At 32.0% G+C, this 12,991-nt stretch carries 13 protein-coding genes; 9 read left to right on the forward strand and 4 right to left on the reverse strand.

Annotated elements, in window-relative coordinates; translation table 11 throughout:
* Nucleotides 1-954, reverse strand: coding sequence for a PhoH family protein (locus tag ABXT64_RS00295; RefSeq protein ID WP_443633396.1), 954 nt, complete (start codon nucleotides 952-954; stop codon nucleotides 1-3).
* Nucleotides 955-1,054: 100 nt separating this feature from the next.
* On the opposite strand from ABXT64_RS00295, the gene ABXT64_RS00300 reads away from it, so the two are divergent.
* The 5 genes from ABXT64_RS00300 (at nucleotide 1,055) to dnaN (ending at nucleotide 6,037) form a co-directional block, all read left to right on the forward strand.
* Nucleotides 1,055-1,912, forward strand: a complete 858-nt coding sequence (locus tag ABXT64_RS00300) for an SAM hydrolase/SAM-dependent halogenase family protein (RefSeq protein ID WP_443633397.1) — start codon at nucleotides 1,055-1,057, stop codon at nucleotides 1,910-1,912.
* A 173-nt stretch (nucleotides 1,913-2,085) separates the two neighbouring features.
* Nucleotides 2,086-2,382 (forward strand): putative quinol monooxygenase, encoded by a 297-nt coding sequence (locus ABXT64_RS00305; protein WP_443633398.1) that lies wholly within the window; start codon nucleotides 2,086-2,088, stop codon nucleotides 2,380-2,382.
* A 6-nt stretch (nucleotides 2,383-2,388) separates the two neighbouring features.
* Nucleotides 2,389-3,105 carry a gliding motility-associated ABC transporter permease subunit GldF gene (gene gldF, locus ABXT64_RS00310; protein WP_443633399.1) on the forward strand — a complete coding sequence of 239 codons (717 nt, stop codon included), beginning with the start codon at nucleotides 2,389-2,391 and terminating at the stop codon, nucleotides 3,103-3,105.
* A gap of 3 nt (nucleotides 3,106-3,108) precedes the next feature.
* Nucleotides 3,109-4,806, forward strand: a complete 1,698-nt coding sequence (gldG, locus tag ABXT64_RS00315; RefSeq protein ID WP_443633400.1) for a gliding motility-associated ABC transporter substrate-binding protein GldG — start codon at nucleotides 3,109-3,111, stop codon at nucleotides 4,804-4,806.
* Nucleotides 4,807-4,918: 112 nt separating this feature from the next.
* On the forward strand, nucleotides 4,919-6,037 hold the full coding sequence (gene dnaN, locus ABXT64_RS00320) for a DNA polymerase III subunit beta (protein ID WP_443633401.1): 1,119 nt from the start codon (nucleotides 4,919-4,921) through the stop codon (nucleotides 6,035-6,037).
* A 73-nt stretch (nucleotides 6,038-6,110) separates the two neighbouring features.
* On the opposite strand, the gene ABXT64_RS00325 is transcribed toward dnaN, so the two are convergent.
* Together ABXT64_RS00325 and ABXT64_RS00330 are read right to left on the reverse strand one after the other, a co-directional pair.
* Nucleotides 6,111-6,563 carry a DUF1573 domain-containing protein gene (locus ABXT64_RS00325; protein ID WP_443633402.1) on the reverse strand — a complete coding sequence of 151 codons (453 nt, stop codon included), beginning with the start codon at nucleotides 6,561-6,563 and terminating at the stop codon, nucleotides 6,111-6,113.
* Between the two features lie 276 nt (nucleotides 6,564-6,839).
* Nucleotides 6,840-7,202: a DUF4870 domain-containing protein gene (locus ABXT64_RS00330; RefSeq protein WP_443633403.1), complete on the reverse strand. Its 363-nt coding sequence runs from the start codon at nucleotides 7,200-7,202 to the stop codon at nucleotides 6,840-6,842.
* 100 nt (nucleotides 7,203-7,302) lie between these two features.
* On the opposite strand from ABXT64_RS00330, the gene mnmE reads away from it, so the two are divergent.
* From mnmE to ABXT64_RS00350, 4 genes are all read left to right on the forward strand, one after another.
* Entirely contained in the window at nucleotides 7,303-8,679 is a 1,377-nt protein-coding gene (gene mnmE / locus ABXT64_RS00335; RefSeq protein ID WP_443633404.1) for a tRNA uridine-5-carboxymethylaminomethyl(34) synthesis GTPase MnmE, read from the forward strand.
* A 96-nt stretch (nucleotides 8,680-8,775) separates the two neighbouring features.
* Nucleotides 8,776-9,231, forward strand: coding sequence for a hypothetical protein (locus ABXT64_RS00340; protein ID WP_443633405.1), 456 nt, complete (start codon nucleotides 8,776-8,778; stop codon nucleotides 9,229-9,231).
* Nucleotides 9,232-9,422: 191 nt separating this feature from the next.
* Nucleotides 9,423-9,587: a hypothetical protein gene (locus tag ABXT64_RS00345; protein WP_443633406.1), complete on the forward strand. Its 165-nt coding sequence runs from the start codon at nucleotides 9,423-9,425 to the stop codon at nucleotides 9,585-9,587.
* Nucleotides 9,588-10,043: 456 nt separating this feature from the next.
* Nucleotides 10,044-11,933: a CocE/NonD family hydrolase gene (locus ABXT64_RS00350; protein ID WP_443633407.1), complete on the forward strand. Its 1,890-nt coding sequence runs from the start codon at nucleotides 10,044-10,046 to the stop codon at nucleotides 11,931-11,933.
* A 118-nt stretch (nucleotides 11,934-12,051) separates the two neighbouring features.
* On the opposite strand, the gene ABXT64_RS00355 is transcribed toward ABXT64_RS00350, so the two are convergent.
* On the reverse strand, nucleotides 12,052-12,984 hold the full coding sequence (locus ABXT64_RS00355) for a peptidylprolyl isomerase (RefSeq protein ID WP_443633408.1): 933 nt from the start codon (nucleotides 12,982-12,984) through the stop codon (nucleotides 12,052-12,054).
* Nucleotides 12,985-12,991: the final 7 nt, after the last annotated feature.

The raw sequence follows: 12,991 nt of genomic DNA on the forward strand, positions 1-12,991 counted from the left end.
TTAATCTCTATTTTCAATTGCTTTGTAAGCTGAAATTACTTTTTTAACTAATTTATGTCTTATTACATCTTTATCATCCAAATGGATGATTCCAACTCCTTCTACATTTTTTAATATCAACAATGCTTCTTTAAGCCCTGAAAGAGTGTGCCTTGGTAAATCAATTTGGCCAGGATCACCCGTAATCATAAACTTGGCACTTTTTCCCATACGGGTTAGAAACATTTTCATTTGTGCATGCGTTGTATTTTGAGCTTCATCCAAAATAACAAAGGCATTGTCTAAAGTACGACCTCTCATAAATGCTAAAGGTGCTATTTGTATCACTCCTTTTTCAATAAAAGCCTCTAGTCTTTCGGCAGGTATCATATCTCTCAATGCATCGTATATGGGTTGCATGTAAGGATCTAGCTTTTCTTTTAAATCTCCCGGAAGAAAACCTAATTTCTCTCCAGCTTCCACGGCTGGACGAGTTAAGATTATTTTTTTTACTTGTTTTTCTTTTAAGGCTTTTACAGCTAAAGCAACACCAGTATATGTTTTACCAGTACCCGCTGGCCCTACAGCAAATAACATATCATTTTTATACATAAGTTGAACTAACTTACGTTGATTGGCAGTTTGTGGTTTAATTTTTCTTCCACTTACACCATGAACTAAAACATCATTAGAGCTTGTAGGAGTTTCATAATCTGCTTTGCTATTACTCATTAAAACCCTTTCAATGACATTCTCATCAAGGGTATTATATTTAGCAAAATGTTCAATTAACATCGCTAATCGTTTATCGAATTCTTCTAAAACCTCTTCATCACCGTAGGCTTTTACTTTATTTCCTCTAGCAACAATTTTTAATTTTGGAAAGTGTTTTTTTAATAAGTCTATATTTGCGTTTTGTTGTCCAAAAAAATCGCGTGGACTAATCTCTGATAATTCAATAATAAGTTCGTTCAAAGGCTTAATTTTTATAATTATAATTTCTATGCAAAATAGTTTTACTACTAACAAAAGTACAGTATTTTTGTGGTAACCGATTCATTAAAATATCAACAATATGCCGAAGGCAATTATCACACTTACAACTGATTTTGGAGAGAAAGATCACTTTGCTGGCGCGGTAAAAGGAGCTATTTATAGTGAATTAGAAGATATCAAAATTGTTGATATCTCACATTCTGTTTCTCCTTTTCATTTAACGGAAGCTGCCTATATCATTCAGAATGCATATAAAAGTTTTCCTTTAGGCAGTATTCATATTATTGGAATTGATTCCGAATTAAACCCAGAAAACAAACATATCGCTGTATTATTAGATGGCCATTATTTTATTTGTGCCAATAATGGAATCATTTCAATGCTTGCTTCAGCAATAAAACCTGAAAAAATTGTTGAAATTAATATTCATGATCGTATTGAAACCAACTTTCCTGTGTTAGATGTGTTTGTAAAAGTTGCTTGTCATATCGCTAGAGGCGGCACCCTAGATGTTATTGGAAAATCTATTATAGATACTCCTTCAGATAGTGGTGGGTTGCGCCTACTTACAGGGATTAAACCTGTCATTAATAATGATGCCAGTCAAATTATTGGAAATGTAATTTATATTGATAATTATGGAAATGTAGTTTGTAATATTTCGAGAGATTTATTTGAAAAAATTGGAAAAGGAAGATCTTTTAAAATCAGTGCTAGAACCGCTAACTTTAATGTGGTGCACACTAATTATAGTGAAGCTATTAATTTTGACATCCCACAAGACAAACGGGAAGAAGATGGAAAAAAATTAGCCCTTTGGAATTCATCAGGATATCTAGAATTAGCTATATACAAAAGTAATCCCAGTACCGTAGGGAGTGCTTCTACGTTATTCGGATTGGAATATAGAGATACTATTACCGTAAAATTTAATTAAGGGTTTGATAAATAATAAATTTTTTAAATTTGACACAGAAATTTTGTTTTTATTTGAGGCAAAAAATATAAGCATAGCAATAGCTACGGTTCTATTTTTTAACAAAGAATAAAGAGAAAAGAACAAGTCAAAATGAATTAGTTATTATTTAACAATCCCTAAAAAGAACGTATATGTTTACAAGAATTGTAAAAATGGAATTTGAGAATGAAACAGTGCCCACATTTCTCATTAATTTTGAAGATGTAAAATCTAAGATTAGAAATTTTCCTGGCTGTCAGTTTTTAGAATTGTATAAAGATAAAAATGACGCTTCTATTTTTTTTACGTATAGCCGATGGGAAACAGAAAATGATTTAGAAAACTATAGAGAAAGTGAGTTATTTAGAACCGTTTGGGCAACAACAAAAAAACTCTTTCGTTCTAAACCTCAAGCCTGGAGTGTTGACACCCTTTTTACTGAAAAATAATAATAAATGTTAGCCATACTAAAACGTGAAATAAATTCATTTTTTGCCTCTTCCATAGGATATTTGGTTATTGCAATTTTTATTGTAATCAATGGATTATTTTTATGGGTTTTTAGTGGCAATTACAATATATTCGATAATGGATTTGCCGATTTAACTTCCTTTTTTGAGTTGGCTCCTTGGGTTCTTTTATTTCTAATCCCTGCCATTACAATGCGTGCCTTTAGTGATGAAAAAAAAATGGGCACCTTAGAACTTTTACTAACAAAACCAATCTCTTTACAGCAGATCGTTTTAGGAAAATATTTTGGAGCTGTTATCTTAATTATTTTGGCTTTATTACCGAGTGTTTTATATATTATTACCATTTCAAATCTTGGAAGCCCTTCAGGTAATTGGGATATAGGAAGTACCATTGGTTCTTATCTAGGACTACTTTTTCTAATACTTGCCTATACTAGCATTGGTGTTTTTGCTTCTACCCTTTCAAAAAATCAGATTGTAGCTTTTATTATTTCTGTGTTTTTATGTTTTTTACTTTTTTATGGTTTTGAAGGCCTTTCTTCTTTATTTGATACTGCTATTTCAATGGCTAGTTTAGGAATGAAAGAACATTATAATAGTATTGCTCGTGGTGTAATTGATACCCGAGACATCATTTACTTTATAAGTATTAGTATTTTATTTTTAGCATTCACTGTTTTTAAACTTCGGAAAGAATAAGCTATGTTAAAAAACAACCTTCAACATATCAAAAAATTACTCTTTCTAATCATAGGAATCATTCTCCTAAACATTGTTAGCAGTTATATCTACAAGCGATTCGATTTAACTCAAGATAATCGATATACCCTATCTGAAGCAGCCATAAAAACGATTGAAACTGCAGATGCTCCTATATTAGTGGATGTGTTTTTAGAAGGTAATTTTCCCCCTGAATTTAAACGTCTTCAGATGGAAACAAAACAATTATTAGAAGAATTTTCAGCTTCAAATTCTAATATCCGCTATGAGTTTATAAATCCTTTAGAAAATGAAGAAGATGCAGATGCTATTCGAGATCAATTTGCACAGTTTGGATTAATCCCTGCACAGGTAGAAGTAAAACAAAACGGTAAAGTTAGTACGGAACAAATATATCCTTGGGCACTGGCTTATTACAATAGTAAAACAGTTAAAATACCCTTACTTAAAAATCAGTTAGGAATTACTTCCGAAGAACGTGTAACAAATTCAATCCAAAATTTAGAATATGCTTTTGCTGATGGATTTAATAAATTATTGAATCCAAAAAAACGCAAAGTAGCTGTTATAAAAGGGAATGGTGAAATGGAGGATAAATTTGTAGCCGACTTCTTTAAATCGCTACAAGACTACTATTATATTGCTCCTTTTACCTTGGATTCTATTTCAGTAACTCCAAAAAGAACTTTGGAACAATTAAAAACCTTTGATTTAATCGTTGTTGCAGATCCAAAAGAAGCTTTTAATGATTCTGAAAAATATGCGCTGGATCAATATGTTATGAAAGGTGGCGCTTCATTATGGCTCTTAAATTCAATTGATATTAAACAAGATAGTTTGAGTGGAAAAACCTATGCTTTTCCAAGAAATATAAATATGACCGATTTTTTCTTTAAATACGGTCTAAGAATTAATGCAAACGTAATAAAAGATGTGTACTCCGCTCCTATTATGTTAGCATCTGGTAATGAAAGAGATGCTCAATACAGTAGATATCCTTGGTTGTATAGTCCTCTTTCAGCGAGTAATAATAATCATCCAATTGTAACAAATATTGAAGCGGTTAAATTTGATTATACCAGTAGTATCGACACCTTACCAAACAGCATATCTAAAACCATTTTACTAAGCAGTTCCCCTATTACTAAATCTGTGGGAATGCCTTTAGAAATAGATATCAATCAAGAGGTAACTGAAAATTTAAAAATAGTAAATGAAGGTCCTTCCCCAACAGATTTTAACTCAGGTGAATTACCCCTAGCTATCTTATTAGAAGGTGAATTTTCTTCCGTATTTTCAAATAGATTAAAACCTTTTAAACTGAAGAATGACCTCAGTTTTAGTGTTGAAACAAAAATGGTCGTGATTAGCGATGAAAGTATTATTAGAAATCAATTTCAAGGAAATCGTCCTTTAGAGTTAGGTTTTGACAAATGGACAAATTCATTTTACGGTAATAAAGATTTTTTATTGAATACGGTCAACTACCTGCTTGATGATAGTGGACTTATAAACATTAGAACTAAGGAAATATCCATTCCTTTTCTTGATCTTCAGAAAACGACTAAAAAACGTACACAATGGCAAATAGTTAACATCCTGTTACCATTACTTTTATTAGCAATATTTGGCTTAATATTTAACTATATCCGTAAAAGAAAATATTCTAAGTTTTGTTAATAAATTTCTTTTCGAAACCGTCCTTTTTTAAATATATTTGTAGCCAGACTTTATTAAAAATAAACATCAGGAAAAGATATTTTTTTTTGATATTAAAAAATAAAATTTCACAATGAAATTCATCGTATCAAGTTCTTATTTATTAAAACAACTTCAAGTACTGGGAGGTATTATCAATAATAATAACACCCTACCTATTTTAGATAACTTTCTATTTAATTTAGATGGAAACTTATTAACGGTTTCTTCATCAGATCTAGAAACTACAATTTCTTCAAAGTTAGACGTTGAAAGCAATGAAAAAGGAGCCGTTTGTATTCCTGCAAGGTTATTATTAGATACATTAAAAACATTTCCTGAACAACCATTAACATTTACGGTTGAAGATAATAATACGGTCGAAATTAGCTCAAACCATGGTAAATATGCACTAGCATATGCTAATGGAGAAGAGTTTCCTAATGCAATCGAAATAAAAGATCCTAGCGCTACGGTAATGCAAGGAGATATATTAGCGACTGCGATTAGTAAAACTATTTTTGCTGCTGGAAATGATGATTTACGCCCCGTAATGAGCGGTGTATTTTTTCAGTTTTCTACGGAAAGCTTAACCTTCGTTGCAACCGATGCTCATAAATTAGTAAAATATACACGTGAAGATCTTCAAGCTTCTCAAACGGCAGAATTTATTATGCCTAAGAAACCATTGAACTTGTTAAAATCTATTTTAGCAGGAAGTGAAGAAAATGTAACGATTGAATACAATGAATCAAATGCGAAATTCATTTTTGATGATACCGAAATGATTTGTCGATTAATCGATGGAAAATATCCAAATTACGAAGCGGTAATTCCGAAAGAAAATCCCAATAAATTAACGATTGAAAGAAATCAATTCTTGAACTCTGTTCGTCGTGTTTCTATTTTCTCAAATAAAACAACACATCAAATTAGATTAAAAATAGCTGGAGCTGAATTAAATGTTTCTGCCGAAGATATTGATTATAGCAATAAAGCAGAAGAACGCCTTACGTGCGATTATCAAGGCGATGATATGCAAATAGGATTTAACTCCCGTTTCTTAACAGAAATGTTGAGTAATTTAAGCAGTGATGAGGTGTCTCTTGAAATGTCTTTACCAAATAGAGCGGGAATTTTAACGCCTGCTGATGGTTTAGATGAAGGAGAACAAATTACAATGCTGGTAATGCCTGTGATGCTTAACAACTAATAAATTATATTGTTATACAAAATAAAAAAACCGCCAATCGGCGGTTTTTTTAATGTAATTAATCTCTCACAAATTAGTTATTAGTCAATAGGACTGATTCTTTTTCCTTCGTTACAGTTCCTTTTATTTTTAATGCTTTTCGGCTTTCGAAAGCATTAGAATTTATGGTGATTGTTTTTGAAAATGCCCCAACTCTTTTTGTAGCATATTTTACTTCTATCGTAGACGTTTCTCCTGGCATGACAGGTTTTTTCGAATAGTTTGGTACCGTACAGCCACAACTCGATTTAATATCTGCGATAATAATAGGTGATCTTCCTCGGTTAGTAAACGTAAAAGTTCTCGTACCATCAGATTCGTAATCGATCGAGCCATAGTCAATGACTTCAGTTTCAAAATCGAATACTCCCGCTGTGGTTGCTTTATCTTGTGCTTGTAATACAAGTCCTTGAAATAAGAAAACGATTAGGAATAAAGGGATTAGTTTAGTCCTTGTTTTTTTTGTTTGTCCTTTTAATTGATTCATAATGTATTTTTTTTAATATTAGTTAATAGAAAGGCAAACATCTACAATTACTTTAAAAAATAAGTGAAATCAAGGGTTGAAATAGGGTCTAGTCCTAGGTTGAAAAATAATTTTTAGCTCTCGACTGCTTTCGAAATGACATAAAATCAACTTCATTATAAACATTTCTGTTTAACAAATACTTTGTCATTTTTTATTCTGTTCTCGACTGCGCTCGAACTAACATAAAAAAAGCCGCTTGATGAAGGCGGCTTTCAATATATATATTCAAGTTTTTTATTTAATAAATTGTATCGTTAAAAACTCACTTGGATCTTCATTGTTACTTGCTCTTACAGCATTTACAATTGGCATTACAAAACCTAAGATTCCAGTAAGTACTAAAGTTAATATTCCTAACCCTAACAATAAAATTGCTGGGATACTTATTAAAGCATACAATAATAAGCTTAACTGAAAGTTCATAATTTGCTTTCCATGATCGTCCATTCCTAAAACTTTATCCTTTGATGTTAACCAAAGAATTAAAGGAACGATTAAACCTCCAAAGCCTGTTATATAAGTCAATAACTGACTTAAATGCGTAATTACTAATAATTGTTTGTCTTTTCTTAACACCCTGTGATGTATTGTTTCCATTTTATGATTGATTGTTTTTAAGTTACACACTATTAGTATAGATCTGTAATAAAATGTTACAAAGAATGTTCCCTCGACTGAATTTAGTATTTTTGCCACAATGAATTATTTAGATACCATCGTCGCTTTAGCAACACCTTCTGGTGCAGGAGCTATCGGCATTATTCGTCTTTCTGGACCTGAGGCTATTTCAATCGCTTCCAACATGTTTGTTTCTATTTCTGGAAAGAAATTACAGGAGCAAAAAACACATACAGTCCATTTAGGTCATATTATTTTAGGTGATCGAATTTTAGATGAAGTATTAGCTACCATTTTTAAAAATCCTCATTCGTATACCGGTGAAGATGTGGTGGAGTTTTCTTGCCACGGAAGTGATTTTATAAAACAAGAAATCATTCAATACTCCATTGACTCGGGATGTCGTATGGCAAGCCCTGGTGAATTTACACAACGTGCTTTTTTAAATGGAAAGATGGATTTAAGTCAGGCGGAAGCTGTAGCCGATTTAATTGCTTCGGAAAGTAAAGCAGAACATCAAATTGCTATACAGCAAATGAAAGGCGGTTTTTCAGAAGATTTAAAAGTGCTTCGCGATAAACTCATTAATTTTACTGCTTTAATCGAATTAGAATTAGATTTTACTGAAGAAGATGTAGAGTTTGCCAACCGTGATGAATTAAACAATTTAATTTCAGAAATAGAAATCTATTTAAGCACATTAGCGGCATCATTTAAATTAGGAAATGCGATTAAGAATGGAATTAACACTACAATTGTTGGACGGCCTAACGCTGGAAAATCCACCTTATTAAATGCATTATTAAACGAAGAAAGAGCTATTGTATCTAGTATTGCAGGGACCACGCGTGATACGATTGAAGAGATATTAAATATTGAAGGGATTTCGTTTCGATTTATCGATACTGCGGGGCTACGTAAGACCAATGATGAAATTGAAAAGATAGGAGTTGAACGTGCTTTAGAAAATGTCAACAAATCGGCAGTGTATATTTATTTGTTCGATATTGCCGAACTTTCAGTAGAAGATGTTATTCAGGATTTATCTGAATTGCCACAAAACATTCCTAGAGTTGTGGTGGCTAATAAAAGTGATATTGTTTCAGAAGAAATACTTAAAACCTTTAAAGATTCAGAAATAAAATTCATATTTATTTCAGCAAAAACAAAAGATCATCTATCGCAATTAAAAGATAAATTAGTGTCTACGATCGATATTAGCAGCTTAAATTCTAATCAGACAATTATTACAAACACTAGGCATTTACAAGCCTTACAGGATGCATTGTCACATATTAGAGAAGTTAAACAAGGGTTTAGTTTGGGCTTGAGTGGTGATTTAGTCTCTATCGATTTAAGGGCCACATTAGAAGCCATTGGCAGAATTACAGGTGAAGTAAGTGTAGATGCAGATATTTTAGGTACCATTTTTGGTAAATTCTGTATTGGGAAATAATTCAGAATAAATAAATAACTATATTTAAATCTAATAAGAACAATAGCCGCCTATTACTTTGTACAGAAGCTTTAGGTGAATTTAAAAATGAACCCTATGAAAAAAATATTTACTATATTAATTCTATTGATTACTGCTCAAAGTTTTGCTCAAATAGAAACTGCTTTAATTGGAGAATGGAAAGCTATTGCAATAAAAAATGATTCGTTTTTTTATCATTCACAAAATGATTCCATTACTTTTAATCCTAATGCTAAAGTAGAAGAAAAAGATAAAAGTATGTTTAAGTCAGGGATGAAAGCATCTCTTTCTAGTAAAAAATATTTTTTTAAAGTTAATAATGAATTTATATTAAAAAACTCTCCAACGGAGGAAGTAATTTTAACTTATGAAGTTTTGAAAGAAACAAAAGTGATTAATCTTTATGAAAAAAATAAAAACCAAGCCCCTATCGGAAAGATAGAGTATTTCTCAAGAAATGGTTCTTTGGAATTGCAGATGACTATAAGTGGACAAAAAAATTCATTTATGATATTAAATAAGGTAAACTAATCCATACTTAATAGAGGCTAACAGTTACAATAAAGATACTATTACCCGATTTATTTCCGGGATATGAGTAATAAAATTTAGTATATAACACGTTACCTATAATATAAGATTTGAGTAAGACAAGAGATTTTTTAGCTGAATTAAATGATTATTAATTAGCCTTTTTTGTTAAGTTCAAGCTTTCCACATATATGGAAGACACTCAATTGGAAATTAATAATTTTATTCTTGAAAAAGGGCTTACAGAAAATAAAATTGAAAAGCTCATCTCTGCAAATCCAAAAAGAGAATCTAAAAACAGTGAAATTCGATGTCCAAGATGTTCATCTGACAAAATCAGAAGTGAAAAAGTTTAATGGACAAATACTGTTGACCAAATTGGTTATTCTAATGAAATTGCAACTATAAATGGATTAGGAGGAAAAGCTACTTATAAAAGTCAAGTAATTTGTAATGTTTGTGGGTTTTGGTTCACAGATCCGAATTTTGAAAAACGTAAGAAACCATTTTGACATTATATTGCTGATTCAATTTTTGATTTGTTTATTCGTTAATTAAAAATAATACTATAGGTAGCAACGTATATCGCAAATGGCTAAAATGTTAGTTGTTTTAAACTTTTGTACAAATAATTAACTAAATTTATAATCGGAATATAACGTATCGCGGCTTTCCAACGCTCACCTGATTCGCACGCTGCGCTGCCAACATTTGCTGCGCAAATTTACTCTTGTAAATCACAGGCCACCAAACGCCACTTTCGTTATACAAAACCGTTATGCTTCATTACCATTAACCAACAATTCTAATAAATGAAAAAACGCACTATTTTAATTTCGTTTGTACTTGCCTATTTATTTGTAAGTAGTTTTAATCTTCAGGCTCAACAAAACAAAATCCTTCAAGAACTTGAAGAAATTGCTATTATAGATCAAAAAATAATGATGCCAATGCGGGATGGTATTCGTTTAGCAACAGATATATATCGTCCAAAAACTAATGAAAAAGTGCCTATTATTTTTTCACGTACCCCTTATAATTTTAATTCTTGGGGAGACGGAGAACAAAAAACAAGAACCGCAAAAAGAGCCTTAGAGGCAGTTAAAAGAGGCTATGCTTATGTGGTACAAAATGAACGTGGTCGCTATTTTTCAGAAGGAGAATGGGATATTTTAGGAGTTCCATTAACCGATGGCTATGATGCATTTACCTGGATGAAAGATCAATCTTGGTCTAATGGTAAAATTGGAACTTTGGGTTGTTCTTCTACTGCCGAATGGCAAATGGCAGTTGCGGCATTAGATCATCCTTCTCATGCAGCAATGGTACCTCAAGGTTATGGTGCAGGAGTTGGTAGGATTGGAGAAATCAATGAACAAGGAAATTGGTATCGTGGCGGAGTAGAACAAATGTTATTCTTTTCTTGGCTATATAGTGTAGAGCATGATAAATTTAAACCACGAATTCCAGCTGGAGCTACACAAGAAGATTTAATTAGAATTTCTAGATTTTACGATTTAGCACCTGAAAATCCGAAAATAGATATGACTGAAGCTTTGAATCATTTACCAATTCAGGATATTTTAAAAAATATAAATGGTAAACATGAGATTTTTGATAAAATGATACGCCGTAAACCAAATGATGAAGCTTGGTTTAAAGGTGGTATTTATCATGATAATATGGAAATTGGTGTCCCAAGTTTTTGGTTTGCTTCCTGGTACGATGTTTCTATAACTCCAAATCTAGCTTTATTTAATCATGTTAGAAATAATTCTAAAGATGCAGGCATTAGAGATAATCAATACTTGGTAATTGCACCAACTTTACATTGTCGTTATACTCGAGCTACCGAAAATACTATTGTTGGTGAACGTAGTGTTGGCGACGCGAGACTTAACTATGATGAGCAAATTTATGCTTGGTTTGATTTGTGGCTGAAAGGAGAACAAAACAACTTTAAAGAGAACACACCTAGAGTGCAATATTATACTATGGGAAGTAACAAGTGGCAAGCATCTGAAACTTGGCCTCCAGAAAAAGCTAAATTAACAACCTATTATTTAAACAGTAATGGTGCAGCCAATAGCTTTTTTGGAGATGGAATATTAACAACATCAAAAGCAGGTTCTGATACTCCAGATAGCTTTACTTATGACCCAATGAAACCAGTACCTTCCTATGGAGGTAATGTATGTTGTACAGGAGATGCAATTAAAGGAGGTGCTTTCGATCAACAACAAATGGAAACCAGAAATGATATTTTGGTGTACACCACAGATGTTTTAAAAGAAGGTGTGGAAATTTCTGGTTTTATTGAATCTACACTATATGTATCTTCAGATGCAAAAGACACCGATTTCACTATAAAACTTATCGATGTGTATCCCGATGGGAAAGCATATAACTTGGATGAAACCATACAGCGTGTTAGATATCGTGATGGGTATGATAAGGAGTTGTTTATGGAGAAAGGTAAAGTCTATAAAGTAGATTTAACACCTATGTCTACAAGTAATTACTTTAAAAAAGGACATCGCATACGTGTAGAAATATCAAGTAGTAATTTCCCTCGTTTTGCTCGTAATTTGAATACTGGAGGAAATAATTATGATGAAAAAGAAAGTGTAACTGCTCACAATAAAGTACATCATTCTTCAAAATATACCTCACAAATAAGGTTGCCAATGATTTCTAATTAATTGATGATTGAAAAACGATCAAAGCAGCGATTGAATTTTTAGCAGTTTAATATTTACCTAATAAAAAAAGCCTTTTACAATAAAATGTAAAAGGCTTTTTAAATAAGTTATATTGATTCTATTTTATATCTACTAATTCAACATCAAATATTAATGTTGCATTTGGTGGAATCACACCACCAGCTCCACTTTCACCATACCCTAAAGGGGAAGGAATTACAAAACGAGCTTTATCTCCTTTGTTTAAAAGTAAAATACCTTCATCCCATCCTGCAATAACATTACCATCTCCTACTGGAAATTCGATTGGATTTCCTCTTTTGTATGAATTATCGAATTCGCTTCCATCTGAAAGCATCCCTTTATAATGAACTCCAACAGTTTGTCCTTTTTCAGGCTTTGAACCGTCTCCCTTTTGAATGATTTTATATCTAAGTCCGCTTTCAGTTTGTTCAAACCCTTCAGCAAGTTCTCCTAGTAATTCATTTTGCGCTTTTTTAGCTGTAGCTTCTCTTTCTAATTTTGCTCCAGTAAAACTTCTAAAAATTTCAACCGCATTCCATTTTTCAGCATCTTCTCCTACTCTTATAATAGATACTTCTTTCATAGTATCGCCTTGAGCAATACTATTTACAACATCCATTCCTTCTATTACGTTACCAAAAACGGTATGTTTATTATCTAGCCAAGAAGTTTCAATATGTGTAATAAAAAACTGACTTCCATTGGTTCCGGGACCAGCATTAGCCATAGACAATACTCCTGGGCCTGTATGTTTTAAATCTGGGTGAAACTCATCATCAAATTGATATCCTGGACCTCCAGCACCTGTACCAGCTGGATCTCCTCCTTGTACCATAAAATCTGGAATAACTCTATGAAATTTTAATCCGTTATAATATGGTTTTCCTTGTGGAACTGCTTCGTTTTCAAGATTTCCTTCTGCTAAAGCTACAAAGTTTCCAACCGTACCTGGAGTTTGTTTATACGTTAAGTTAATTAAAATTTCTCCCTTTTCAGTTGAGATTTTTGCATAAATACCTTCTTGCATTTTACCT

The organism is Candidatus Marifrigoribacter sp. Uisw_064, from assembly GCF_047730175.1.
Taxonomy (GTDB): domain Bacteria; phylum Bacteroidota; class Bacteroidia; order Flavobacteriales; family Flavobacteriaceae; genus Marifrigoribacter.

What these genes read in the sequence shown, in the direction of transcription:
- ABXT64_RS00300 (WP_443633397.1), top strand. Translation starts at nt 1,055, where the DNA reads ATGCCGAAGGCAATTATCACACTTACAACTGATTTTGGAGAGAAAGAT.
- ABXT64_RS00305 (WP_443633398.1), top strand. Translation starts at nt 2,086, where the DNA reads ATGTTTACAAGAATTGTAAAAATGGAATTTGAGAATGAAACAGTGCCC.
- gldF (WP_443633399.1), top strand. Translation starts at nt 2,389, where the DNA reads ATGTTAGCCATACTAAAACGTGAAATAAATTCATTTTTTGCCTCTTCC.
- gldG (WP_443633400.1), top strand. Translation starts at nt 3,109, where the DNA reads ATGTTAAAAAACAACCTTCAACATATCAAAAAATTACTCTTTCTAATC.
- dnaN (WP_443633401.1), top strand. Translation starts at nt 4,919, where the DNA reads ATGAAATTCATCGTATCAAGTTCTTATTTATTAAAACAACTTCAAGTA.
- ABXT64_RS00325 (WP_443633402.1), bottom strand. Translation starts at nt 6,563, where the DNA reads ATGAATCAATTAAAAGGACAAACAAAAAAAACAAGGACTAAACTAATC.
- ABXT64_RS00330 (WP_443633403.1), bottom strand. Translation starts at nt 7,202, where the DNA reads ATGGAAACAATACATCACAGGGTGTTAAGAAAAGACAAACAATTATTA.
- mnmE (WP_443633404.1), top strand. Translation starts at nt 7,303, where the DNA reads ATGAATTATTTAGATACCATCGTCGCTTTAGCAACACCTTCTGGTGCA.
- ABXT64_RS00340 (WP_443633405.1), top strand. Translation starts at nt 8,776, where the DNA reads ATGAAAAAAATATTTACTATATTAATTCTATTGATTACTGCTCAAAGT.
- ABXT64_RS00345 (WP_443633406.1), top strand. Translation starts at nt 9,423, where the DNA reads ATGGAAGACACTCAATTGGAAATTAATAATTTTATTCTTGAAAAAGGG.
- ABXT64_RS00350 (WP_443633407.1), top strand. Translation starts at nt 10,044, where the DNA reads ATGAAAAAACGCACTATTTTAATTTCGTTTGTACTTGCCTATTTATTT.
- ABXT64_RS00355 (WP_443633408.1), bottom strand. Translation starts at nt 12,984, where the DNA reads ATGCAAGAAGGTATTTATGCAAAAATCTCAACTGAAAAGGGAGAAATT.